This is a genomic window from Zobellia alginiliquefaciens (assembly GCF_029323795.1).
Lineage (GTDB): Bacteria > Bacteroidota > Bacteroidia > Flavobacteriales > Flavobacteriaceae > Zobellia > Zobellia alginiliquefaciens.
Genome location: NZ_CP119758.1, coordinates 2,544,442 through 2,570,601 on the forward strand (window position 1 = coordinate 2,544,442; position 26,160 = coordinate 2,570,601).

The 26,160-nt window shown below is 38.7% G+C and carries 21 protein-coding genes and 1 tRNA gene; 10 read left to right on the forward strand and 12 right to left on the reverse strand.

Features of this window, described 5'->3' with window-relative positions; genetic code table 11:
• Window positions 1-58: 58 nt before the first annotated feature.
• From P0077_RS10700 to P0077_RS10710, 3 genes are all read right to left on the reverse strand, one after another.
• Window positions 59-1,354, reverse strand: coding sequence for an ADP-ribosylglycohydrolase family protein (locus P0077_RS10700; RefSeq protein ID WP_276165246.1), 1,296 nt, complete (start codon window positions 1,352-1,354; stop codon window positions 59-61).
• Complete coding sequence (locus P0077_RS10705) at window positions 1,351-2,325, reverse strand: phosphotransferase (protein WP_276165247.1); 975 nt, start codon at window positions 2,323-2,325, stop codon at window positions 1,351-1,353. The genes P0077_RS10700 and P0077_RS10705 overlap by 4 nt, the downstream gene beginning before the upstream one ends.
• A gap of 64 nt (window positions 2,326-2,389) precedes the next feature.
• A tRNA-Phe gene (locus P0077_RS10710) sits at window positions 2,390-2,462 on the reverse strand.
• 102 nt (window positions 2,463-2,564) lie between these two features.
• On the opposite strand from P0077_RS10710, the gene P0077_RS10715 reads away from it, so the two are divergent.
• From P0077_RS10715 to P0077_RS10745, 7 genes are all read left to right on the forward strand, one after another.
• Complete coding sequence (locus P0077_RS10715; RefSeq protein ID WP_276165248.1) at window positions 2,565-3,293, forward strand: type III pantothenate kinase; 729 nt, start codon at window positions 2,565-2,567, stop codon at window positions 3,291-3,293.
• Window positions 3,293-4,579, forward strand: coding sequence for a BamG family beta-barrel-assembly machinery protein (gene bamG / locus P0077_RS10720; protein ID WP_276165249.1), 1,287 nt, complete (start codon window positions 3,293-3,295; stop codon window positions 4,577-4,579). Before P0077_RS10715 ends, bamG begins: the two co-directional genes overlap by 1 nt.
• A 242-nt stretch (window positions 4,580-4,821) precedes the next feature.
• Window positions 4,822-6,195, forward strand: a complete 1,374-nt coding sequence (locus P0077_RS10725; RefSeq protein ID WP_276165250.1) for a tetratricopeptide repeat protein — start codon at window positions 4,822-4,824, stop codon at window positions 6,193-6,195.
• A gap of 4 nt (window positions 6,196-6,199) precedes the next feature.
• A complete protein-coding gene (gene lptC, locus P0077_RS10730; RefSeq protein WP_276165251.1) occupies window positions 6,200-6,808 on the forward strand; it encodes an LPS export ABC transporter periplasmic protein LptC in 609 nt (202 codons plus the stop codon).
• Window positions 6,801-7,004, forward strand: a complete 204-nt coding sequence (locus P0077_RS10735; protein ID WP_276165252.1) for a hypothetical protein — start codon at window positions 6,801-6,803, stop codon at window positions 7,002-7,004. The genes lptC and P0077_RS10735 overlap by 8 nt, the downstream gene beginning before the upstream one ends.
• Before the next feature lie 2 nt (window positions 7,005-7,006).
• The gene (locus P0077_RS10740; protein ID WP_276165253.1) at window positions 7,007-8,296 is read left to right on the forward strand and encodes a hemolysin family protein; all 1,290 of its coding nucleotides are present in this window, start codon (window positions 7,007-7,009) and stop codon (window positions 8,294-8,296) included.
• A 67-nt stretch (window positions 8,297-8,363) separates the two neighbouring features.
• On the forward strand, window positions 8,364-10,478 hold the full coding sequence (locus tag P0077_RS10745) for a peptidylprolyl isomerase (RefSeq protein ID WP_276165254.1): 2,115 nt from the start codon (window positions 8,364-8,366) through the stop codon (window positions 10,476-10,478).
• A gap of 52 nt (window positions 10,479-10,530) precedes the next feature.
• On the opposite strand, the gene P0077_RS10750 is transcribed toward P0077_RS10745, so the two are convergent.
• Both P0077_RS10750 and P0077_RS10755 read right to left on the reverse strand, forming a co-directional pair.
• The gene (locus P0077_RS10750) at window positions 10,531-11,445 is read right to left on the reverse strand and encodes a GYDIA family GHMP kinase (protein WP_276165255.1); all 915 of its coding nucleotides are present in this window, start codon (window positions 11,443-11,445) and stop codon (window positions 10,531-10,533) included.
• On the reverse strand, window positions 11,442-12,815 hold the full coding sequence (locus P0077_RS10755) for a hydroxymethylglutaryl-CoA reductase, degradative (RefSeq protein ID WP_276169194.1): 1,374 nt from the start codon (window positions 12,813-12,815) through the stop codon (window positions 11,442-11,444). The genes P0077_RS10750 and P0077_RS10755 overlap by 4 nt, the downstream gene beginning before the upstream one ends.
• A gap of 103 nt (window positions 12,816-12,918) precedes the next feature.
• Here P0077_RS10755 and P0077_RS10760 point away from each other — a divergent pair, with 103 nt between their 5' ends.
• Together P0077_RS10760 and P0077_RS10765 are read left to right on the forward strand one after the other, a co-directional pair.
• A complete protein-coding gene (locus P0077_RS10760; protein WP_276165256.1) occupies window positions 12,919-15,096 on the forward strand; it encodes a S9 family peptidase in 2,178 nt (725 codons plus the stop codon).
• 131 nt (window positions 15,097-15,227) lie between these two features.
• Window positions 15,228-16,622, forward strand: coding sequence for a peptide MFS transporter (locus P0077_RS10765; protein ID WP_276165257.1), 1,395 nt, complete (start codon window positions 15,228-15,230; stop codon window positions 16,620-16,622).
• On the opposite strand, the gene P0077_RS10770 is transcribed toward P0077_RS10765, so the two are convergent.
• The 5 genes from P0077_RS10770 to surE all read right to left on the reverse strand — a co-directional run bounded on the left by P0077_RS10770 (window position 16,619) and on the right by surE (window position 21,576).
• Window positions 16,619-18,646 (reverse strand): ComEC/Rec2 family competence protein, encoded by a 2,028-nt coding sequence (locus P0077_RS10770; RefSeq protein ID WP_276165258.1) that lies wholly within the window; start codon window positions 18,644-18,646, stop codon window positions 16,619-16,621. The two genes, P0077_RS10765 and P0077_RS10770, sit on opposite strands and share 4 nt — an antisense overlap.
• Complete coding sequence (locus P0077_RS10775) at window positions 18,647-19,201, reverse strand: C40 family peptidase (RefSeq protein WP_194525839.1); 555 nt, start codon at window positions 19,199-19,201, stop codon at window positions 18,647-18,649.
• A 47-nt stretch (window positions 19,202-19,248) separates the two neighbouring features.
• Window positions 19,249-20,361, reverse strand: coding sequence for a lipid-A-disaccharide synthase (gene lpxB, locus P0077_RS10780; RefSeq protein WP_276165259.1), 1,113 nt, complete (start codon window positions 20,359-20,361; stop codon window positions 19,249-19,251).
• An 87-nt stretch (window positions 20,362-20,448) separates the two neighbouring features.
• The gene (locus P0077_RS10785) at window positions 20,449-20,733 is read right to left on the reverse strand and encodes a hypothetical protein (protein WP_276165260.1); all 285 of its coding nucleotides are present in this window, start codon (window positions 20,731-20,733) and stop codon (window positions 20,449-20,451) included.
• A 66-nt stretch (window positions 20,734-20,799) separates the two neighbouring features.
• Complete coding sequence (surE, locus tag P0077_RS10790) at window positions 20,800-21,576, reverse strand: 5'/3'-nucleotidase SurE (protein ID WP_276165261.1); 777 nt, start codon at window positions 21,574-21,576, stop codon at window positions 20,800-20,802.
• A gap of 190 nt (window positions 21,577-21,766) precedes the next feature.
• On the opposite strand from surE, the gene P0077_RS10795 reads away from it, so the two are divergent.
• Window positions 21,767-23,911 (forward strand): carboxy terminal-processing peptidase, encoded by a 2,145-nt coding sequence (locus tag P0077_RS10795; RefSeq protein ID WP_276165262.1) that lies wholly within the window; start codon window positions 21,767-21,769, stop codon window positions 23,909-23,911.
• Window positions 23,912-24,071: 160 nt separating this feature from the next.
• Here the strand turns inward: P0077_RS10795 and P0077_RS10800 are convergent, their stop codons facing one another.
• Window positions 24,072-25,409, reverse strand: coding sequence for a polysaccharide lyase family 7 protein (locus P0077_RS10800; RefSeq protein WP_276165263.1), 1,338 nt, complete (start codon window positions 25,407-25,409; stop codon window positions 24,072-24,074).
• Window positions 25,410-25,671: 262 nt separating this feature from the next.
• Window positions 25,672-26,160, reverse strand: coding sequence for a peptide-methionine (S)-S-oxide reductase (locus P0077_RS10805; RefSeq protein WP_276165264.1), 489 nt, complete (start codon window positions 26,158-26,160; stop codon window positions 25,672-25,674).

Sequence of the window (26,160 nt, forward strand, 5' to 3'; positions counted from 1 at the left end):
CACAGAAACAAAGATAAGATTAATATCAGCTGCAGTTGTTAAGTCAAAACTAAGAGTTTTAAAACTCTATATGCTTTTTTGCAACCATTTCACGAGCCAAGGCTTCAAGGTCAATGCCCATATTTTCTTTGTTAACTTTCAGGGCTTGGGTGCGGAGCGTTACGGGTAGGTTGGAATATCCGTCTTTAGCCCCTAGAATCATACCGGCCACAGCGGCAACGGTGTCATTATCTCTTCCGTAGTTAACAATAAATTGCAAGGTCTTTTCAAAATCACCTTCGCCATATTGTAGTGCGGTAACAAGAATTTGCCAGATTTCCCCGGAGTGAAAAGGAATGGCTTTTTCGTTTTTTTCTAAAAATTGATAGGCCATTTCTTGACGCGTCCAATCTTTTTGGCTCCCTTGGAACCCTTTAGGAATTTTAAAAATAATGCTGTCTTTAGGCGTTAAGGTATCCGCTAAGATAAGTTGCTTTAAAGTGAGTACTTTTTTAACGGAGGCATCTGTCATGTCATAAGCAATACGACCGACCAGCCGACTATCCTGATAACCCAAGGGGTCTACAAAAGTTGCCGTGTTAATAATAGAGTCAATGTTTTTAGTGCGAAGTGCCATATGTGTCATTGCCGAAACCAAGGCCGAAATATCCTTAGCGTACCCTATATCGAACAAAGTATGGTCATAAGCCAATGTATATGCATTTTCGGGAGAACTGCTAATGAGCCCAAACACAGGGGTGTATAATTGCCCTGCGCAGGACATCTCACCGCCGTAAAAACGATTCATCGCCTTTATATAAGAATCGGTGTCTTTTTGATACGCCATACTCACGCGGGCCCATTCTTTGATCCAATCTATTTTTTCAATCTGCGTATCTAAAAAATCGGTTTCGGGTATGGTGCCATTGTCATTTATACTCTTTGTTAGGGAGGCATAATAATCGGTTATAAAATTGGCAAAGTTAGAAGCGTTTAAATCTCCCTTTTTCTGGGATAGATACTTAACCATGGCGTATTTCCAACGGGTGTCATCCGTAGTGGCACCGGCAATAAGGTTGTGCCCCCAAGTGCCTTCCGGCGATTGCTCGCGAACTGCTGGGGTAAGGGTATTGATATAGCCGTATTTAAGTTGAATATCTTTTCTGTGCCACATTTCTGTAGACGCGCCCATGGCATCACCAATGGCAGAGCCAACGAGAGCACCTAGGACTTTATCATAATATTCCTCTTCAGAAAGCTGTAAAGTGTCTAAGGTGTATGCGGTTTTGGTGGGTGCCGGTATATCTATTGAGGTCGTAGATTCTTTGCAGGCCATGGCTACAAGAATCGCAAGACAGGCAAATAACCGTTTCATGGCGATAAAATAAGTTTACGAGCCTTTTTCAAAAGCTTGCTTTTTTCCTTTAATGTACGGTCTAAAGGCAATTGGGCAAGCCCAATTAAGCGCCTCATTATTTCAATTCCAGCCACTTGGGACATAAGTTCTTGGTCGGCATCACCTTGGTAAGCGGCATGAATGCGTTTTAGGTAGCCTTTTTTACCGGTTGCCATAATGATATGTGCGGCCATGACGCCTAAATCATATTCGGGGAAACCTATAAAACCAAATTCAGGATCTATGATATAGAGATTGTCTGATTCGGTCATCCAGCTGCCCGGGTAGTAATCGCCATGAAGTAAGGTGTTGCCGGGTTCTAAATATTTTTTACCGACCTTTTTGACTACTTTTTTTATTTTCTTATCCGTTTTAAACTGCAAGGATAGTTCTTGGAGTCCGGGTTGAACATCGTCCAATTGAAATCCGTTATCCTCTAAAAATGGAAGTTCAAAAATATGTTGGTGGTTTAACTTGCGCATTTCCATATTCTCAGGAAAGTTGCTCGAAACCTTTTTACGGTGAATAAGACCTAAGATAAAGATCAACAGATCTAGTTGTCGGTTTGATATGGCCTGTTTATGGTAGATGTAAACCATATCTTCACAATGGCCCAAATCTTCTAACAGTAACAAATTCTCAAAAGCATCAAACCCAATAATCTTTGGAACGTGGGCATGAACGGCATTGTCCCTAACTGCTTGGTAGAACTGTTTTTCTACCGCAATGCGGTTTACTGGTGCTTTAATCTGTTGGTATTTCTGTACGTAGGGGCGGGATTGTTTTAAGATAAAAGAGCGCTGATCCGTTATAATACGCAGAACCACATTCATGTTTCCGTCGCCAGGTTTCTCTACTACAGTTATTTTTTCAGTGGGATTTAACCATTCTTTGGATAGTAGATAATTCTGAAGCTCCTCTAGGGGGGTGTTGGTATCTATTATAGTCAAAACAGTAGTTTTGTGCAATATAGCCTAAAAACAAAAAAATCCTTACAGATGTAAGGATTTTTTGTGGTGCCTCCAGGAATCGAACCAGGGACACATGGATTTTCAGTCCATTGCTCTACCAACTGAGCTAAGGCACCATACCCGTTTGCGGGGTGCAAATATAATTTCAAATTTGCGATATGCAAACAAATTTTGAAAAAAAGATGAAAGTTAGATAACATTTTTTGATCTTTGCACTTATGAAACTAGTTATAGATGCTGGTAATACTTGTGTGAAACTTGCGGTGTTTGAGGGAGATACCCTCATATTCCGGCAGAATTCAGACGTGAAAGATGTGGCCCGGGAGGTAAAGGAAATTTGTGACCATTATCCCAAAATAAAACGTGGAATAATCGCTTCGGTGGGTAATTTGGACCCAAAAGTGATGCCGGTGCTCACAGTTTTCTGCGAAGTTCACGAATTAACACCCTCTAGCAGGGCCCCTTTTAAAAACTCTTATGCAACACCTCAAACTTTAGGGGTGGATCGTATAGCCTTAGCAACGGCTGCCTTTTATCATAACCCAAAAGGGAATAGTTTGGTAATCGATGCCGGTACTTGCGTTACATATGATATGGTGAACGATTATGGGGAGTATTTAGGTGGCGCCATTTCGCCTGGGTTGCACATGCGCTATAAAGCATTACATCAACAAACTTCAAAATTACCGCTATTGAAACCTAAGGAGTTAATAGACTATATTGGGAACTCTACGGAAACAAGTATTCATAGTGGTGTAGTAAATGGTATTTGTAGGGAAATAGACGGAGTAATAGACCAATACAAATCTCGTTTTGCAGATTTAACAGTTATTTTAACAGGCGGTGACATGCAATTTTTGTCTAAACGGTTAAAAAATACCATATTTGCGGACTCCAAATTTCTCCTTGTAGGATTAAATTATCTGTTGGAATACAACAAACGCTAATGATCAGAAAAATAGGTTTTGCAATAATCTGCCTTTTTACAACAGGTATGTACGCTCAAGATGGTTCAGTTTCCCCATATTCATATTTTGGTTTAGGAGAGTTAAGAAGCGGTGCTACCGTGGAAAACCAAATGATGGGTGGGATCGGAATGTATGCCGATAGTATACACGTTAACCTTAGAAATCCCGCTGCGTATAGTAAATTGGGTGTTAGAGGGCGAGATGATTTTGGTATAACTACGTATACCGCAGGGTTGTCTTATAAACAAACAAGTCTAAAAAGTTATACGGAAAGCCAGTCCACCGCGGTTACTAACTTAGATTACCTTTCTGTGGGATTGACTATAAAAGAAGGCTTTGGAGTTGGTTTTGGTATTATTCCTTATTCTTCGGTAGGCTACAATTTTGAAAGTTTAATTGGGACGGAAGGGTCTCAGGAAATAAATCAGTATTCCGGTGAAGGAGGAGTAAACAAGGCTTACGTATCCGTAGGTTATGAGTTTGCCAAGAACCTTAGCTTGGGAGTTACCTTAAATTATAACTTTGGTAGAATAGAAACTCTTAAAGTTCAGAGTACGGAAGGCGTGCTTTTGGGATCTAAGGATGAAAGGGTTTCTAGAATTAATGGGGTGGATTTAAATTATGCCCTTAGCTATACGCCTGCAATAGATGAAACACATACGCTACACACTTCATTACGCATAAATACCCAAGCCAATCTTACCGCAAGAAATACGCAAAGAATAGGGTCTTTTATTGGGAGTCCAGCCCAGGAGCGTTTCGTGAATGAGGTAGATTTGTATTCACAAGGTTTGAAAGATACGGGTGTAACCATACCAACAACAACAACTCTGGGTGTGGGTTATGGGAAGGATATGAAGTGGTTTTTAGGTGTAGAGTACAGTTTTCAAAAGCTTACAGACTTTTCCAACGAGTTTTTAGAGATTGATAATATAGAGTACAAAGATGCCAGTACCTTGGCATTAGGTGGTTTTTATACGCCGGAAAGAAATTCTTTTGGAAGCTATTTTAAAAGGGTTACGTATAGGGCAGGTTTGCGTTTGGAGAAGACTGGAATGTATGTTAATGAGAAGGACATAAACAATTTTGGCATAACTTTTGGATTGGGTCTACCGTTGGGTAACAACCTCTCTAATCTTAACTTAGGTTTTGAATATGGAAAAAGAGGGACTACCGCAGCAGATTTAATTGAGGAGAGTTACTTTAAAGTCAACCTAGGATTGTCTTTAAATGATCAATGGTTTAAGAAAAGAAAGATAAATTAAGAAGGTGAAATGCTTGAGGTTTTATTAGGATTTGAACGATAAATTAAGAAATAATCGAACTAATTCATAAAAAAACATCAAAAAGACATTTTCTAAAATTACCTTAGACCTGTTGCTAAAAAATTAGTACATTACCCCTCCAAAAATTAGAACATTAAAAAATGAGCCATAACAACTCTGGGCACTAACCACGATTTTGATTGGCGATTTGTAAATTCAAAAAAACAGGTAAAAACGACAAAATGAAAACGAAACTTTACTTCACGGCGATTATGCTTTTAGGGTTTATGGGAGTAAGTAATGCCCAAGCTCAAAATCAGGAATGTATGACCAACCTATCTATTTATGTTGAACATGCAAAAGTTAAAAATTATGAGGCAGCATATACACCTTGGAAAATGGTTTACGATAACTGCCCTGATATCAATAGAGCGAACTTTATTTATGGCGAGAAAATATTGGCCGATAAAATAGAAAAATCATCTGGTGCTGAAAAGGATGGTTATGTAAGCGATATGTTGGCTCTTTATGATAACAGTGCTAAGTATTTTCCTAAAAAATATTCTCCAGCTGTTGTTGGTATAGATAAAGCTTTGTTTTTGTACGATAACAAAATGGCTTCTGATGCTGAGCTGTATGATATGTTAGGTTCTGCTTTTGAAAAAGACCGTTCACATTTTAAGAATCCAAAAGCACTCTACCTTTATTTTTCAAGTTTAGTTGACTTGCATAAAGAGGGAAAGAAAGATTTGCAAGAAGTTTTTGATGTTTATGATAACGTAAACGATAAAATTGAAGAAGAGAACAAAGCATTAACGGATGTAATTACAAAATTACTTCCAAAGGATTCTACAGGTACTATAACTTCAAAAGAAAAAAGAAGTTTGAAAATCGCAACTTCTAACTCAACATCTTACGGTAAGATTGCTGGGAGTGTAGATTCTAAGCTTGGTGCTTTGGCAGATTGTGATAACCTTATTCCTTTATACGAAAAAAGTTTTGAAGAGAAGAAGGGTGATGTTACGTGGGTAAAAAGGGCAGTAGGTAGAATGTTTAACAAGGAATGTACGGATGATCCTTTATTTCAGAAATTATTTGAAGCACAGTTGGCTTTAGATCCTTCGGCTAGTGCGTATGTTTACGGTGGTACTTTAAAAATGAAGAATGGAGATTCTAAAGGAGCTCTTGCGGATTTTGATAAAGCAATGACTTTAGAGACCGATCCTTATAAAAAATCAGATATTGCTTACAAAGTAGCAGTTATCAATAAGAGAAAAGGCAGCAAATCTACTGCTAGAAAATATGCTCAGTTAGCTATCAACTCTAACAAGGCAAATGGTAAAGCGTATTTATTGATTGCTAACCTTTATGCAACAAGTGCTAATGATTGCGGTAGTACTCCTTTTGAAAAAAGAGCAATCTATTGGAAAGCTGCAGATATGGCCCGTCAAGCTGGCCGTGTAGATCCTTCCGTTAGTAGTGCTGCAAATCAGTCTGCTGCTAGTTATGCTGCAAAAGCGCCTTCTAAAACAGATATATTCAACTCCGGTATGGCTGGTAAAACAGTTACTTTTAACTGCTGGGCCGGTGGTAGCGTAAAAGTTCCGAATTTATAGAAAGATGATTTCATCTTACCGATATAATCTTAAAAGTATTGCCATGGTATTTTCCATGGCAATACTTTTTTTGTCTTGTCAAGATAACTATGAGAGGTCTGGGCAGGAAAAAGTGCCGTTGATTTACCCCATGGGTATTGCTGAAAATTTTACAGCAACCTATACCGAGGCAAGAGAAATGCTTGAAACCGAAGATTCTACCTCAACAAGGGTTATAGCGGTACTTACCAGTCCTTTAAACGAGGATTTTAATAATTTGGAATTTCCGCATAGAATCTTTCCAGATGGTTTATTGGTTCATTATTTTAATGAAGGAGGTGAAAAGAGTATCATTAAGGCAGATTATGGAATTATTTATTCTGCCACAAATGTGATAGATTTACAAGGCAATGTAGTTATTGAGAGCCACGATGGAAAAAAACTGGAGACCCCACAATTATTTTGGGATCAAGATGATAACTGGATCTTCACACAAGAGAGGTTCAAGTTTACCAATCCCGAGGATGGTACCATAATGGATGGAGAAGGAATGGATTTCAATAGGGACCTAAGTTTCTTTCATGCTCAAAAAACGTATGGCCTTATGACTATTAAAGAAGAATCAGATGATTAAGATATTAAGATATACAGAGTATTTATATTTGGCAGTAGCCTTTTTTTCCTTGTATAGAATTTTCACGGATTGGAGTACGGATAGAGAATCAACCTATCTGTTTATTTTCTTTGCTGCGGTTTCTATAGGAATGTTCTTTTTTAGAAGAAATTACAGAAAGAAATTTGAACAGCGTAAACAAGATAACCAACAATAGTTGTGGAAACCGCCGTTTTAATTATTGTTTTATCCCTGCTGTTCTCAGCTTTTTTTTCTGGGATGGAGATAGCTTTTATTTCCGCCAATAAAATACATATTGAAATAGAGAAGAAGCAAGAAGGTCTTTTGGCTAAGGTGTTAACGCGCCTTACCAAAAGACCTTCTAAGTTTATTGCCACTATGCTTATTGGCAATAATATTGCTTTGGTTATTTACGGTCTTTTTATGGGAGACCTTTTAATGTCGTGGTTTCAGGGTATGGTCCCTACCAATAATGAGTTTCTTAATCTCGTGCTGGGCGACTTTAGTTTGTTGACTCAGACTGTAATATCTACCTTGGTGATTCTTTTTACGGCTGAGTTTTTGCCCAAGGTGCTTTTTCAGATTTACTCCAATACCTTGCTCAAATTTTTTGCTGTGCCCGCTTATTTGTTTTACATCCTTTTTTCGGTCATATCGGACTTTGTTATTTGGGTGTCGGATGCAATTTTAAAAGCTTTCTTTAAAACGGACGGAGATGATGTGCAATTGGCATTCAGTAAAATAGAGCTAGGCGATTATATTACGGAACAAATGGAAACCGTAGAAGAGGAAGATGAAGTAGATTCTGAGATTCAGATTTTTCAGAATGCACTAGAATTTGCGGCCGTTAAGGCACGTGAAGTTATGGTGCCTCGTACGGAAATCATGGCCGTTGAACTTCTGGAAACGCCCAAAAACTTAGCGAAGCTTTTTACGGAAACCGGCTATTCAAAAATCCTGGTCTATGAAGATACAATCGATAATATTATTGGTTATGTCCATTCGTATGAACTTTTTAAAAAGCCGAAGACTATAAAAAGTATTCTTTTGCCGGTAGAGTTTGTTCCGGAAACGATGCTGATTCAGGATATTCTTAATGTTTTGATCAAAAAAAGAAAGAGTATTGCCGTCGTTTTAGACGAGTATGGAGGTACCTCAGGTATTATGACCGTAGAAGATATTGTAGAAGAACTCTTCGGTGAAATTGAAGATGAGCATGATAGTACGGATTTAATTGAGGAGCAACTGGAGGATAATACCTATAAACTATCCGCTAGATTGGAAGTCAATTATTTAAACGAGGCATATAAGTTAGAGCTTCCTAAAAGTGAAGAGTATGAAACACTTGGCGGGCTAATAGTGAATGAAACGGGGGAAATTCCTGAACAAGATTCAGAAATACAGGTAGAAAACTTCCTGTTTAAAATAATAGAGGTCTCCAATACCAAAATAGATTTAGTGTTCTTACAAATACTTGATAAAGAATAGTTTTTCAATTCTTTATAAATTGGAGGAAAAATGGTAATTTCGCAAACTGATTAAAAAAACCTAATTAATGGCAATTTTAGAGAATATAAGAAAACGGACCACCGTTCTAATACTAATTATAGGCTTGGCCCTTTTCGCATTTGTGATTTCTGGGGTTTTTACTAGCGGAGATGTTAACGGCAAAGTAGGCTCTAGTATAGCAGAAATTAATGGAGAAGAAATTTCCATAGATGCTTTTCGTCAAAAAGTAGATATCGCATCTAGAAATTCTGCTAGCGCATCTACGATGCAAACGGTAAACCAAGTTTACGATCAAGAAGTTCGTAACGCTGTTTTAGGACAGCAATTTGAAGATTTGGGCGTTGACATTGAGCAAGACCAGATTTTAAACTACATAGGTACTATTCCTTCTTATGCTCAGAGCCCACAGTTTCAAAATGAAAGTGGCGTGTTCGATCAGAACAAGTTCAGAAATTTTATCGCAGAACTTAAAATGAATAGCCCGGAACAATACAACCTTTGGTTGCAAGATGAGCAGGCTATTATTCAAAGTGCCAAACAGCAAACCTATTTTAATTTAATTAAAGCGGGTGTTGGGGCTACATTAAAAGAAGGTGAGCTAGATTACAAACTGGCAAACGATAAAATTGATATCAGGTACGTACGTATCCCTTTTTCTTCTATACCTGATAGTAGTATTTCAGTTTCAAAAAGTGAGATTCAGACCTACATCAACAATCATAAAGAAGATTTTAAGCAAGAACCTGCTAGAGATATTCAATTTGTATATTTTCAAGAAAAACCTTCTACGGCAGATGAGACTGCTGTAAAAGATGCCATTACTAAGTTGATGGATGATGCGGTTGAGTATAATTCTCAGACCGATAAAAATGATACCATAGCCGGTTTTAGAACGGCAACGGATATGATGGCGTTCTTAGACCGTAATTCAGACGTTAAGTTTGATACCATTTACAAGTCTAAAAAGCAATTGCCTGCTAAATTTGCAGATACGTTAATGACGTTGCAAGTAGGAGAGGTATATGGTCCGTATAGAGATGGGGATTTCTTTAAGGTTTCTAAAATGATGGATAGAAAGCCAAACGGTTCTGTAAAAGCTAGCCATATTCTTATTGCTTATGAAGGAGCACAACGTGCCAATCCGGAAGTAACCAGAACAAAAGAAGAGGCTGAAGCTGAAGCAAAACGTTTGCTTAGAGAGGCCAAGAAGAAAGATGCTAAGTTCGTAGAATTGGCACGTGATAATTCTGACGGTCCTTCTGCACCCAACGGAGGTGATTTGGGCTATTTCCAAGAAGGTAGAATGGTGCCTGCTTTTAACGACTTTGCATTTGATAACAAAGTGGGTACGGTAGGTATGGTTGAAACCGACTTTGGTTTTCACGTTATCAAAATTGATGACAAGGAAGATATAGTTCAAGTAGCTACTTTAGCCCGTGAGATAGAGCCTTCAGAAGAAACTACCAATAAATTGTTTACGGATGCTACCAAGTTTGAAATGGAGTCTATTGAGTCGGATAAGGCTTTTTCGGATTTAGCTAAAGAAAATGAGTATTTGGTTCGTCCTGTCAACAAAATAAAAGCTACAGATGAAAACCTGCCAGGTCTATCCGCTCAAAGGAGTATAGTACAGTGGGCTTTTCAGGAAGAGACAAATGTGGGAGACATCAAGCGTTTTGATTTAACTGGTGGTTATGCCGTAGCGCAATTGACGAAAACCTATAAAGAGGGTCTTATGTCCGTTGAGGATGCTTCTGCACTGGTTCTTCCTAAACTTAGGAAAGAACGTAAGGCAGCGCAGATTATCGCAGCTAATAAAGGAAAATCAATAGATGATTTGGCCAAGGACAATAGTGTTAGTGCATCTACTGCATCTGCATTAACCGTGAAGTCTCCTACTATTCCAGGAGCTGGTTCTGAACCTGCAGTCGTAGGTACAGCTTTTGCTATGAAAGAGGGTGCTATTTCGGACCTTATTGAGGGAAATACAGGTGTGTATAAGTTAACGGTAACCAAGAAAACGGAAGCACCTAAATTGGATAACTATAGTATGTACGCTACTTCTGTAAAGACTGCCCGTGAAGCAAGGGTAAGTACTGCGGTTTATGACGCATTAAAAGAAGCTGCTGAAATTGAAGATAAAAGAGCTTCTTTCTATTAAGAAGTTGCTTTCAGAATAAAAAAAAGAGTCTTTCATTTGAAAGGCTCTTTTTTTATAGAACCATTTTTGAATAAGGAATGATAGTGTTATAACCTTTTTTGGTAAAATATTCCGGGGTGTCTTTATTTCCTGTAGCTAAAATAAAATCTCCGCCCCAAGCACCTAAGCTTTTTAGGGTTCCTTTGTAGTCAGGAAAAAGCTGCTGTTTAACGGTCTTGGTTTGCAATATCTGGGCTAGCAGTGCTTCGTGGCGTTCCATTAGACTTTGAAAAGTTTGCAGGTCTTCGCTGTTTGAGATTTCTTCCGTAAGTCTAGTAATGCTTTCTGTTAATCTTTCGGAATCAAATTCCATCTTTCGGTACTTGGCGATACCTTCACGGCTATTTTGCTTTTTATCAAGGTGAATAAAAAAGAGATGTTCCGTAAATTTAGGATTGAAATCTACTGGTTTTACCGTTGGAACTTTTTCCCTCACCTGATAAAATATTGGTGTATTGTTTTGGGCACATGCAATGTCGTACCCACTGCCGGAAAAAGCATTCCATAGAAGTTGAAAAGCATCAACCTCTGCCCATTGGGCTATGTTGTTTATAAGTGTGGAGGAAGAGCCTAATCCCCAATCACGGGGAAAATCTAATTTTGTTTCTACTTTAACCCCTTCATCACCTGATAAAAAACTGGGGTTCAGTTTTTTTGCTTCGCGCAGTAATTTAAAAAGGACATGGTCTACTGCCTCCTCTGCCGGTTGCGCTTTTTCTTGTAAAATTTCGCTTATAGCTACAGAGGTTTTGAACCAGATTTCACCTTCATTATCAAAACTTTTCCAACTTAAGTCTTTACTTGAAGTAGATGATATTTTTAAAGTTTGACCGTAGGTTGTGGGCACGGCAAGACCCAATGCACCATCTAATATGGCATATTCTCCCGTTAGAAGCAGTTTTCCGTTGCTGTAAAACTCTTTTGTCATTTAATTCTCCTAAGCTTTTTAAATTCTTCCACTACTGCGCTATGCGTAGCAGAGTGCTTTTTAAAGTGATGGGTCAGGGTTTTCTTTTCGTCATCCGTCGCCTCTAATTGGTTCAATATATTCAGAAGGTGCATTTTCATATGGCCTTCTTGAATACCGGTGGTTACCAAGGAGCGTACTGCCGCAAAGTTTTGCGCCAATCCGGCAACCGCAACCAGTTGCATTAATTCTTTAGCGGAAGGTTTTCCTAAGATTTCCATGGCCAGTTTTACAAGCGGGTGAAGACTAGTTAGTCCGCCTATTGTTCCAAGCGCCAAGGGGAGCTCTATCCAGAATTTAAAAACACCATTTTCAATAGTAGCATGGGTAAGGCTGGAATACGATCCATCCTTTGCGGCATAGGCATGAATGCCAGCTTCTACAGCTCTAAAATCGTTCCCTGTGGCCAAAACAACAGCGTCTACACCGTTCATAATGCCCTTATTGTGTGTAACCGCCCTATGGGGTTCTACTTTAGCTATGTTTACCGCCTGTACCATTTTTTCTGCAAATTCTTTGGAGGCTTCTGTGTTGCCTTCTTTAAGCTCCGTTACGGGACAGCTCACTTCTGCTCGTACCAGGCAATTGGGCACATAGTTGGACAAAATGCTCATTACAATTTCTATTGCCTTTTCTTCCTCTGTAAAAAGAGAGTACGACTGTGCTTCAACTTTAAAAGTTTTAGCGAATTGTTCCAAACAAGAATTAATGAAGTTCGCGCCCATGGCATCTAGGGTCTCAAAAGTACAATGCAATTGGTAGTAATTGTCCAGAGCATTGGTTTTGTCCCGTAATTCAATAGAATTGATGCCACCACCTCGTTTTTCCATGTTTTTGGTAATGGAGGAAGCATCGGAAAGAAGTTTGGGCTTCACTTTTTCAAAAAAGGCGGATAGATGGTTTTTATTGCCACGGTACATAAAATGTACTTGCCCAATTTTTTCGGTTCCTAAAATTTCGGTTTTAAAACCTCCTTTGTCCAACCAAAATTTAGCAGCCTTACTTGCCGCGGCCACAACAGAACTTTCTTCAATGGCCATGGGTATGGCGTAAAGCCTGTCATTGATTAGAAAATTGGGGGCAATGCCCAGAGGTAGATAGTAATTGGTAACGGTGTTCTCTATAAATTCATCATGCAGCTGCTGTACATCTTCGGCAATGTTCCAGTATCTTTTTAAAAGCGCTTTTGCCGCTTTTGGATCGGATGTGTAATTGTTGGTTAGCCAATCTATTTTCTCTTCTTTGGTTAGTTTTGAGTATCCCTCAATGGGCTTGATCATAGCGTTTAATTTCGGTCGGTAAAGATAATGATAAAGGTTTAGACCTAAGATTGCGATAAACCTCCATAAAACAAGGGATTTTTATGATTTAAAGTTTATTTTTTTGTAAAATTATCACTAAACTTGGGCGTTTTAATCTTTTTTATAACATTCTATGCGAAAAATTATTTTGAGTGTCTCTTTTGTGTTCGCCTTTATGGCGTTTTCTTATGCACAAAAGGAACAAGTTACTGTGGAGGCAGTGTATGGTGGTGAGTTCTCAATTGAAAGACTGGACGCTCTAAGATCCATGAAAAATGGAAAACAATATACTATTTTAAACAGAGGAGCAGACGGGTCTACCACTATAGATAAGTTTGATTACACAACACAAGAAAAAGTAGGAACTATAGTCAGTTCCGCAGATTTACAAGAAATTGAGAGTTTTAGCTCGTATCAATTTAGTGACGACGAATCTCAAATTTTATTAGCTACCGAACTAGAACCCATTTTTAGACGTTCTACGCTCGGTATTTTTTATGTTTATGATTTAAAGACCAAGAAACTCACCAAGGTTTCGGACACAAAAATTCAAGAGCCTAGACTGGCGCCAGATGGTTCAAAAGTAGCGTATGTGGCGAAAAATAACTTGTATCTTTTTGATTTGACTTCAGGAGACACAAAGCAGTTTACTACGGATGGTGAAAAGAATAAAATTATTAATGGCGTAACAGACTGGGTCTACGAAGAGGAATTTGCCTTTGTTCGTGCTTTTGACTGGAACACCAACGGGACTAAAATTGCTTTTTTACGTTTTGATGAAACGGATGTTCCTGAATTTTCAATGGATGTTTTTGGAACGGATTTATACCCATCTCAGGACACATTTAAATACCCTAAAGCGGGAGAGGCCAATGCCAAAGTAAGTTTGCATTTATACGATGTAAAAGCTGGTAGTACTGCTGCGGTCAATTTAAATGATGCGTATTATATTCCACGTATCAAATGGATGAACAACCCAAATTATTTAAGTGTTCAGACCCTGAATAGACATCAAAACAATTTAAAATTATATGCTGTAGATGCAAAGAGCAACACGGCTAAAGTGCTTCTTGAGGAGAAAGATAAAGCGTATATAGATATTACGGACAACCTTACGTTTTTAGCCGATGATAGTTTTATTTGGACCGGTGAAAAAGATGGTTATAACCATATATATCTTCACGATCAAGATGGGAATCTTGTAAATCAAATTACCAAAGGTCCATGGGAAGTAACGCAATACTACGGTTACGACCAAAATGAGGACAAGGTGTATTACCAATCTACGGAAAACGGTTCCATCAACAGAGGGGTGTACAGTATTGAGAGTAACGGAAAGAAGAAAAAAGCGCTAGTGGCCGAAGCAGGTTTTAATGTTGCAGATTTCAGTGCCGATTTTACGTATTTCATCCATACCTATTCCAATGCTTCTACGCCACCGGTTTATATGCTTCATAAGGCGCTTACCGGAAAAAAGGTAAAGGAGATTAAAAATAACAATTCGCTTGTTGAAAAATTGAAGGGTTACGAAATCAGTGAAAAAGAATTTTCGACCATAACCATTAACGGCAATGAGCTTAATATGTACATGGTAAAGCCGAAAGATTTTGACCCGGCAAAAACATATCCGTTGTTAATGTATCAATATAGCGGTCCAGGGTCTCAAAGTGTGGTGAACCGTTGGTTGGACTCACGAGATTTATGGCACCAGCAATTGGCGTCACAAGGGTACGTAGTTGCATGTGTTGATGGTAGGGGAACAGGTTTTAAAGGGGCTGATTTTAAAAAATCGACTTACCTAAACTTGGTGAAATATGAAACCGAAGACCAGATTGCCGCGGCTAAAGAATTGAGTAAACTACCTTTTATAGATGAAAATAGAACCGGAATTTGGGGCTGGAGCTTCGGTGGGCATATGTCTACGAACAGTATTCTTAAAGGGAACGATGTTTTTGAAATGGCTATTGCCGTTGCTCCCGTAACTACTTGGCGTTTTTACGATACCATTTACACCGAACGTTTTTTGCGTACCCCGGAGGAGAACCCTAGTGGTTATGATGAAAACTCGCCATTAAACTATCCTGAGATGTTGAAGGGTAATTATTTGTTGGTTCATGGTTCAGGAGATGATAACGTGCACGTGCAGAACTCCATGAGAATGGTAGAAGCATTGGTACAAGCTAATAAGCAATTTGATTGGGCGATTTATCCTGATAAGAATCATGGTATCTATGGCGGTAACACAAGAATACACCTCTTCAATAAGATGACGGACTTCTTAGAGGAGAATCTGTTGAACCTAAAGAATTAAAATCCAAAACCAACGATAATTAGTGCCTGAGGTTCTTGTGATCAAGAATGTAATAACCGTTTAAAAAGAGTAATTTAATCGGTTCTTGAACTAATTATGATACAAATCAATTTAAACAAATAACATAGTATATGGCATTAGTAGAAAAAGCACCGCATGAAAAAGAGCTGTTTGGGCATCCGGTAGGTTTATATATTCTGTTTTTTACAGAAATGTGGGAGCGGTTTTCGTACTACGGAATGCGGGCATTATTTACGCTGTTTTTAGTGGCGGAAACTACATCAAGCAACGCCGGTTTTGGTTGGAGTAATGATGATGCTTTAGCGCTTTATGGCTGGTACACCATGTTAGTTTACGTTTCCTCAATTCCCGGAGGGTGGATCGCCGATAGATTCCTAGGGCAAAAGAAAACTGTAATGCTCGGTGGCGCTCTTTTATGTATTGGCCACGCCGTATTGGCCATGAATTCCGAGACTTCTTTTTATGTGGGGTGTCTCTTTATTATATTAGGAGTGGGTTGTCTTAAACCTAATATTTCCTCTATGGTAGGCGGTTTGTACAAGCCAAAGGATGAAAGACGGGATTTAGGTTTTTATATTTTCTACATGGGTATTAATATTGGAGGCTTTTTGGCACCTATCTTATGTGGTTATGTTGGTGAGCAGATCAATTGGCACTATGGTTTTGGTCTCGCTGCTATTGGTATGTTTTTGGGACAAGCGGTATATGTTTGGGGACAGAAGTATTTAACACATGTAGGAAACCTTATTAGTAGAAAAAATGAAGCTGATCGCGAGATTTTAGATAAACCACTTACAAGTATAGAAAAAGATAGAATAAAGGTTCTTCTGATTTCTTTTCTTCTCATTATTTTGTTCTGGGCAGCTTTTGAACAGGCCGGTGGATTAATGAATTTGTATGCGATGCAGAAGACAGATCGTAATTTCTTTGGTCTTTTTGAAATTCCAGCTTCGGTTTTTCAGTCGGTCAACTCATTCTTTATCATTACCCTGGCTACCGTAGTGGGAGGCTTTTGGTTGAGATGGCGAAAAGCAGGAAAAGAATCTTCATCAATCTTTAAGATTGCCGTGGGAATGGTGATTATGGCCCTTGGATTTGGTTTTATGAGTGCGGCATCTATGCAATACGAGGCTAATGGTTCATCTGCAATGTACTGGCTTATTTTTGCTTATTTATTACATACCATTGGAGAGCTTTGTGCGTCTCCGGTTTCTTTATCTTACATTACTAAATTAGCTCCGCTTAAATATGCCTCTATCATCATGGGGCTCTATTGGGCGGCAACAGGCCTTGGTAACAAGGTCGCAGGTTTAATAGGCCAGGCTTCTCAATCTTTAGGAGAATTTGAGATATTTACGGGAATCGCAGTTATTTGGTCGGCAATAGGGATTCTGGTAATAGTAATGCTGAAACCTTTGAAGCGACTAGCTCACGGAGCAGAAGATGGTGAAACTAAAATCTCAAATGAGGTCCAAGAGGATTTTAATATCGAAGGACATGCTTAATTAAAATGTTCAAAATAATAAGCTCCCTTTTCGCCAGTAGCGTGAAAAGGGAGTTTTCTTTTTATACAGGTTAGCTTCCATCTTTTAATGTATGAAGTGTAGTTGCTGCCATCTGCAATGATATATTTTGGTTTTAAAGCTGAGATGGCCCTTTCAAGATTCAGCTTGGGGGATTGGGTGAGAATAAGATAATCTACCGGCGTTTCGGTAGTTGGAACAACTCCAAGGCTGTCAATTACTAAAACCGACTTGCCCTTCCAGATATAGCTGTTTTTTGATATAGAGTGAGAGGTGTTCAATATTCGTTCGGCAATACTATAATCCTGAATGATGTTTTTTATACGAATAGAATCATTTGTGAAGGCTGTTAAGTGCCTCCCGTTTTGATGTATGAATACGGTATTTTTGGTTTGATGCGCCAGCAGTAATACGTCTTTTTCAGAAGTTTGATACTCCATATACAAACCCCATAGTTGAAAGCTGATAATTGCAATGGCAAGTGCAATTACCTTTTTAAAGTTAGGTTGGGACAGCAGAATTATCAACAGAAATAGAATACCGTAAGCAATCACCATTTGGACGGCATCAAAAGAGATGTTCTTAAAAATAAAAGCTTCCTGTTGGGCAACCCAACTGATAATAGAATTCATCCACCCGATTAAGGTGTTATAGATAACAACTAAAAAGTTGGGTAAAGCATCTAGTATTGCTAGCAATATTACTAAGATACCCATCCCTAAAATGAGCCCCAATGCTGGTACGATAAGTAAATTGCTAATAAAAAATAATCCGGGAAATTGATGGAAATAAAATAGACTTATAGGGAGTACACCTAACTGCGCTGCGATACTAACAGAAAGCAATTGCCATATCTTGCGGACCATTTTGTTCTTTGGGAACCATAATTTTTGTAAAAGAGGATAGAGCCAAACAATAGCCAAAACAGCAGCATAACTCATTTGAAAACCCACTTGGAAAAGTAGGTTGGGATTTATCACCAACAAAATGAAGAACATGGATAGGGCCAGAATATTAAATGTGTTCTTAGGTCTATTCAAATACATGCTGTAGGCTACAAAAGAAAACATGGTAACCGCTCTAACGACAGATGCGGAAAATCCGGACAAGAGAGCGAAGCCCCAGAGTAAAAGTACAACCAAAAAAAGTTTTAATGTTCTCCCTCTTGGGAGCCGTTCCATGGGGCGTAAAAGGAATTGCAGTAGTACCAGTAGAATGCCAATATGAAGTCCGGACACAGCAAGAATATGAACCGCTCCGGCATTCTTATAAGCGGCATATGTTTCTTCCGAAATGTCATTCCGTTGACCAAGAAGTAAAGCTTGAATGATACTTAGCTCATCCTTGCCAAATTGAGCTTTTCTTAGTTGGGCTATGATGTGGGAGCGAGCTTTTGCAGCTCTTCCGTAAATGGTAGCGGGAGGATGTTTTAAAGTAATGAACTCTTTTCCGGTCAACTTGAACTGGTGGGATACTCCCAAATCTTTTAAGTACGCCTTGTAATTAAATTGATGGGGGTTTAATGGTGCGCTAATTTCCATAGCAGCAGCGTACAGTACTAACTCATCATCTACCTGAAGGTTTTGGAACGTGGTGTCTTTAGGAAAACTGATTAAGACCTTGCCTTCCGCATTTTTGTGGTCCAGTGTTTGGACGTTACCAATATATCGATTTGAAAAAGACGAGGACTTTAAAACCTCCGAAACTTGTATCCTCCATGTATGGTTTCCTGAATAGTCCTGATTGACATAATGATGGGGTTTATTTTTGGGAAGTGAGAGTGATACGGCTAAAATGCCAATACAGAAAGTGGTTAAAATAGTAGCATAACCAAAGAGCGGGGACTCGTTCTTTTTATCCGTGAAGCATAAAATCCCTAAAAATAGAAGCAGAATAAGAGCAGCAAATAGCGGGAAGTATAGATTCGGACTAAGATGATTTCCAGCTACAATACCCAGAATCAAAACTAATGTAAGTTTGATGGGTATGAAGCGTAGTAATTTCATTTACAGGATTCGGGTGGCTTTTATGAAGGCACTGTTCCAGTACCCTTCTCGCAAAGAAGATACGATAACGCCACGAGAAGATGATGAATGAACAAACTTAATTTCATCGCCCTTTACCGAAACCACCATGCCTACGTGATTAATGCGTTTACTCCGTTTACTGGTTTTAAAGAAAAGTAAATCTCCCTTCTCTACATCGCGCACACGAATGTTTTTACCTTCTTCGGCCATATGGTAAGAAGTGCGTGGCAGTTTGATGTCATTTTCGCCAAAGGCAACATACAGAAGGCCCGAGCAGTCCATTCCTTTTTTTGTAGTACCCCCAAATTTGTATCTTACTCCTGAGAACTTTAAGGCAGAATCAATAACATCATCCGCTTTTGAATTTTTTACGGTAATAGATTTTTTGACAGGTGCCGGGTCTCTTCTAGGTGCTTCTGGGTTTTTAGCAGCAACACTTACTTTACGGGGTTGACTTTGAGCGGCTTTCTTTTTAGATGAACCACAACTGGCAACTAGGCTAATGATTAGTATGTAAAAGAGTTTACGAAGCATGCACATCATTACTTTTCCTGATTGAACATCAAGGGTATATACCAAAATTAAACATTTTCTATTATAAGGGCAGCGGCATTCTTGCTGGCGCCTTTACCGCCCAGTTTTTTCTCTAACTCGTCATAAGCCTTGATTTGGTCTATGCGTGCAGGTCCTTCCAGTATTTTGGTTAATTCGGTTCGGATATTATGGGTAGTCAAATCATTTTGAATCAGCTCTTTTACTACCTCTTTTTTCATAATCAGGTTTACAAGAGAGATGTATTCAAGGGTTATAATTCGTTTGGCAATTTGGTAAGATAGCCAGTTGGCTTTATAACAAACTACTTGGGGTACTTTAAAAATGGCAGTTTCAAGTGTGGCCGTACCGCTAGTGACCAAAGCGGCATGGGAAACACTTAAAAGGTCGTACGTTTTATTGGTTACAAAATTAACGTTCGGATTTTTAAGAAACGGCTCATAAAAATCGTGGTTAAGGCTGGGTGCGCCAGCTATTACAAACTGATATGCGGTAAAGTCTTTAACGACGGATAACATTAGGTTCAACATCTTTTGAACTTCTTGCTTTCGGCTGCCCGGTAACAAAGCAATAATCAATTTGTCAGGGTCTAAATTGTTGTCCTTTCGGAATTGCTGATCGTCAACGGAATCTCTTCCTTCAATAGCATCAATAAGTGGATGGCCCACAAAATTAACTGGGTAATTGTGTTTCTTTTCGTAAAATTCCTTCTCAAAAGGGAGTATAACGTGCATGGCATCAATATCTCGCTTTATGTCTTTGATGCGACCTTCCCTAGAAGCCCAGATTTGTGGTGATATAAAGTAGTTGGTTCTAAAACCGTTCTCCTTTGCCCATTTGGCAATACGCAGGTTGAAACCGGAATAGTCAATGAAAACAATAACATCTGGTTGAAACTTTTCAATATCAACTTTACAAAATTTAATGGCTTTGGCAATTGTACCCAAATTGATTAGCACCTCTAAAAAGCCCATAAAGGCCATTTCTTTATAATGCTTAACCAAAGTACCGCCAGCCTTTTGCATGAGGTCTCCTCCCCAAAAGCGAATGTCCGCATTAGGGTCTTTGGTAATAAGAGCTTTCATGAGATTGGAGCCGTGTAGGTCTCCAGAGGCTTCGCCTGCTATGATATAGTACTTCATTTAATTAAATACAGTTTATACCTGCTCTTTAAAAAGGAGAACTCGGTTAAGGAAAAATTCGTATTCCTTATCCGTTAAAATTACGCTTTAAAATATTTTATAATATAGAATGGCCAAAGCGGTCAGAAGGGTAGCGATAAGCACACCTTTTGCTCTATTGTCTCTGCGGATTCTTAGAAAACCAAAAAACGCAATAAGGTTTAGAATGGCACCTAAGGCCAAAAGACTGCCAATATGACCTTGTTCTACTGCCGCCTGAAAAGTTTCGGCTATCCCAAATTCGGAGAATAACAGAATATAGAGAAGTGTGCCAATTGTATTGGCTATAATCCCCACTATGAATCCTATGGCAAGTTCTTTTTTAACGTTCATGTTTTTCAACTTTGTACAATGTTTTTGGTAATGCAAAGGTATGCATCTATGGTAAATGATTGGTGACTATTCAAACTGCCACCCGTTCAATTGTTGAATAGCATGATGGGCAGTAAGATCAAACTGAGTAGGGACAATAGAAACATAATTGTTGGCTAATGCCCACTCATCCGTATCCTCGCCTTTATCCAATAATTCAAACTCACCGGTCAGCCAATAATAATCTTTGCCTGCCGGGCTGGTACGTTTGTCAAATTTTTCCTTCCAATTGGCACGTGCTTGTCGGCAGACCTTTATACCTTTTAAGTCTTTTTTTGCAGCTTTTGGAATATTAACGTTCAATACAACGCCTTTTGGGATGCCATTTTCCAATGATTCACTAACTATTTTCTTAATGATTTCCTCTGCTTGGCCAAAGTCGGCATTCCAAGAATAATCGCACAAGGAAAAACCAATGGCAGGAACACCTTCAATTCCCGCCTCAATGGCAGCACTCATTGTTCCGGAGTAAATTACATTTATAGAGGAGTTGGAGCCGTGGTTTATACCGCTTACACAAATATCCGGTTTGCGGTCCAGTAGCTCTTGAAGTGCCATTTTTACACAATCGGCAGGTGTTCCGGTACAACTATATTCTTCTGGGGCACCCTGTTTTTCGTCCACCACAATTTTATTGGCGTATAGGGTGTTGTCTATAGTTATGGCATGTCCTTGGCCAGATTGTGGGCCATCTGGAGCAACTACAACTACATCGCCTATATCCTTCATATATTTAATGAGAGCACGAATTCCGGGTGCGGTAATTCCGTCGTCATTTGTAACTAAAATCAAAGGTTTTTTCATGCCAAATACTTTATGGAGCAAAAATACGTTTACAGAACACAACGACCTAAGTTCGTTTAACAAAAAATTAGTGTATCAGCTCTAAAGGTGGCATAGTTTTTTCAGTATCTTAGGGAATTCATTACTTTTAAGTGTGAAAATCACAATCTTCCCCAAGATTGGCTATTTTAAAATTTCGAAAAAAAAATATATGAAAAGGAATCTTGCCTATTCTCTTTTGGTAATGTTAATATCAGTTGCTTCATGCAGCTTTACCAATAAGTCTTTTGAAACCGATGACAAAGACAAATTACTGTTAGATTTAATTACTTATGTGCTTGAAAAGGGACACTATGAGCCCAAAAATATCGATGATGATTTTTCGGTAAGTGTTTTTGAGGATTTTATTGATGTTCTGGATCCCACCAAGAGATATTTCTTGGAAGAGGATATTAATGAATTTGAGCAGTACAAATTTCAACTGGACGATCAAATAAAAAGTACGGATATTTCTTTTTTCAATTTAGTGTACGATAGATTGGTACAGCGAATGGAGGAAGCAAAAGGATTGTACAAAGAAGTTTTAGAGAAACCTTTTGATTACAGCAAAAATGAAAGCATTAATATAGACTATGAGAAAATGCCTTTCGCATCTTCAAAAAAAGATTTGAAGGAGCGTTGGAGGCAACAACTTAAATATGCCACTTTAGGGACGTATGATTCTAAAATGAAAGGCGTTGAAAGAGGTGAAGTATTTGAAGGAAAAGAAGGTTCCGAAAAGTCTAAACCGTTAACTGCTAAAGAAGCCGAAAAATCGGCAAGGGCATCTACAAAGAAAACATTAGATGAGTTTTTTGATTTTGTAAACGATTTGGAGCGTAAAGATTGGTTTGTGCAGTATATTAATACAATTGTGGATGAGTTTGATCCACACACATATTACTTTGCACCAGATGAAAAAGACAAGTTTGACACAAGTATGTCAGGTAAGTTTGAAGGAATTGGAGCACGTTTACAGAAAAAACCGGAAGGTGCAAAAATTGTGGATATTATTTCTGGAGGTCCGGTATGGAGAGATGCGCGTCTAGAAGTTGGGGATATGATTCTTAAAGTAGGCCAAGAAGGTGAGGAGCCAATCAATATTGTGGGTATGCGTTTAGATGATGCCATTAAATTGATAAAAGGTCCTAAATCTACTGTAGTAGAATTAACCGTTCGTAAAATAGATGGCTCGTTAGATACAGTAGAGTTAACCAGAGACGTGGTTGAACTTGAAGAGTCATTTGCAAAATCAGCAAGTATAATCAAGAGCGATGAGAAGTTCGGTATTATTGATTTACCTAAGTTCTATGTTGATTTTGATGATTACACTGAAAGAAACGCAGCAACCGATGTTGCTAAAGAAGTAGAGCGATTGAAAGAAGAAGGTGCCGAAGGTCTTATTATAGATTTAAGAGATAATGGTGGTGGTTCTCTAAAAACCGTTGTTGAAATGGCAGGCCTTTTTATAAAGGATGGGCCAATAGTTCAGGTGCGTTCTTCCGGAAAGGGCAAAGACGTATATGATGATAAGGATGAGCGTATTCAGTGGGACGGTCCACTTGTAATTCTTGTTAATGAATTATCTGCTTCTGCTTCCGAAATATTGGCAGCTGCTATGCAAGATTATAAAAGAGCTATTGTTATTGGTAGTAAGCAAACGTTTGGTAAAGGAACCGTTCAAAACGTAATTCCTTTGGATAATATCGTGAGAAGTAATGATCACGGCGATTTGGGGGCTATTAAATTAACTACCCAAAAATTCTACCGTATTAACGGTGGGTCAACCCAGCTAGAAGGCGTGAAGAGTGATGTAGTGGTGCCGGACAAGTATAGCTATATTGATTTAGGAGAAAGAGATCAAGCAAACCCTTTAAAATGGGATAAAATATCTCCGGCAGATTATAAGCCTTGGGACGGTTATATAGATTATGAGGAGACCGTTGCGAATAGTACAAAACGAATGGCAAATAATCCTCAGATTAAATTAATAGAGGAAAATGCCAAATGGTTGAAATCTGAAAGTGATGAAATGGAAATTTCATTAAACTACGATGCTTACCGTGCCGATGAAAAAGAACACAAGAAAAAATCCGATTACTTTAAGGTAATAGGAGAATATGACTCTAAATTATCTTTCGGTTCATTGAAGTATGAAGAAGAGTTGTTTACCAAAGATTCCGTATTGCGGGAAAAACGTGACAGATGGCACAAGGCCTTGGTCAAAGACGTGTATGTAGAAGAAGCGGTAAACGTGCTTGAAGACCTGAAGAACAATAAAATTGAGCATTCTAAAATAGCCGCTGTAAAAGGATAAAACAATAAATTTTTAGTAGGAATAAGCCCTGACGCATTAACGTCAGGGCTTTTTTTTGAAATAGTGAGGTAGTTAGGTATTGATGTAAAATATAAGGTAAAATAAAAAGGAGACGGCCGTTTATTCAGCCGTCTCCCTAGTAAATAAATTGACTTGTATTTTAGTTGTGTGTAACGCTTAGGTTTTTGATACGCACTAAACCGTAAGATCCGGTATAGCTAGCTCCTTTAACGGACTGTAAGTAATTACCCGCTTTAAAATAATTTTCTGACAGATCGTCAACTTCCATTTTTTTTCTGAACACGCTAGAGCCATTCATGAAAAGTTCAACATAACCACCGGAGTAAACAAGTTTGCAATTATAGGTCGTATCAAGGCTGTAGCCACTAAACGTTTGGCTTCCTCCTTGCTCTTCGGTAACGTAACCGCTTATTTTTAAGCTAACAGAGCCCGAAGATTGGTTCTCGTCGCCAATAAACTGAACCCTTACAACGTCATCTACTTCAACACCGTCGGAATTAACACTTGGGCCGTGAATTTGTCCAAAACAAAGTACGCCTCCATCACCGTCCGTATCTTGCGGAAGTTGGTTCACTTGTACCGTCCACTCCATCGTGTGGGTACCGCTATCACCTGTCCAACTGGCTAAGTTGCCATTGTCCATTTCCCGTAGCTCTACCCTAGGGTTTTGAGAATTTGCAGAACCTCCTAATCCTCTATAACATTTAAAAAAGACCCATTCGCCATCGGTGTAAAAGTAGTTGTCATCAGCATACGTATTATATGATATGCCGCTAGCATCGGTAATATCATCATAGTACGTGGCAGAGGAGCCGGGGTTTCCTGTAAAACTGTTGATTTTCCAGGTGTTTTCACTAATTCCTAAAACTGCAGTAGGGTAATCGTTACCAGTAGGTGGTACAACTGAGCCCCCAGAACCCCATGCTTCAAATTTGGTAATGCTGTTCCAGAAGGTAGTGCTTCCCCCACTGTTCAGAACGTAACCTTTGCCAACCACCTGTATGTATCTGGCGGTAGAATTAGGTAAATCAAATACCTCAAAATCCGTAGAGGTACCGGCACTAGTTTTTGATTTGATTTGGGTTAGGTTGGAAGTTGAATTGCCTACCCAAACTTCGAATTTGGTTTTTCTGGTGTCACCTTTGTAAAAGGCGATTTTTACATAATCAATGTTTGCAGAATTACCAAGATCGTAAGTAATTGAAGCGCCGTCACCAAGGCCTGACCAACGGGTTGAGGTAGACCCGTCCAAGGTGTTACTTGGTAGGTTTGGTGATTGCGAAGTACTTGCAGAAACTGAAGATACCCCAATAGCTGTAGAATTTGCCGATAGCCTAGTAAGGATTTGTTCTTCATCGTCGTTTACCTGTTCATCCGAGCAACTAATAATGCACAGAGCCATGAGGATGACCGGTAAAAGTTTCGATAGAAAGTTTTTTGTGACCGAAATGACGGTCATTCGTTCATTTTTTTTCATAATAGTTCAATGTTTAATTTAGGGGTATTGGTTATCCACTTTGGTTAACCAATTGGTGTAATGTTAGTTATTAAATTATCAAAGTCAAAATATTTGAAGGAAAAATCGATAAAATACTAAAGAATTATATCTCATATTGAGGGGTTGATAATAGGGTGAAATAAGTCTAACCCTGACTTTTATTGATGTTTGTCTCTATTGTAGCTTTAGAAAATTCGAATTTAAAATTGCAGCTAAAAGCGAGCGTATTTTTTATATGATTCTAATGCTTAGAAAATGATGTGAACTGAGTTTTGAGTAATTGTAATTTTGGAGAGATATAAGTGGTGCAGAAAGGCTTTTCAGGATTACTGTAATAGTAATTTTTAAACTGTATTTCAGAAGGTTTAAAAGCGATGAAGGGAAGTATTTTGGTAATCAAAGTGTCACCAAAAGTAGCTTGTAGTTCGTTTAAAATAGCTTCTGACTCCACTACATGTTCTGTTGAGAAGGTATAGATTGCAGAACGGTATTTACTGCGCATGCTATGGTTAGACGTACTTTTGTGCGTGTGAAGGTGCACCTCTATTAGCGTCTTTAAACTAATGATATTGGGGCTGAAGTGAACGATTACCGCTTCAGAGAAGTTACTGTCATTTCCGGTCGATGCAACAAAACCTTGCTCAACCTTGGTTACGCCCTGTAGGGATTGAAAAACGGCTTCAGTGCACCAATGACAACCACCGCCTAAAGCTATTTTATGTAGTGACAT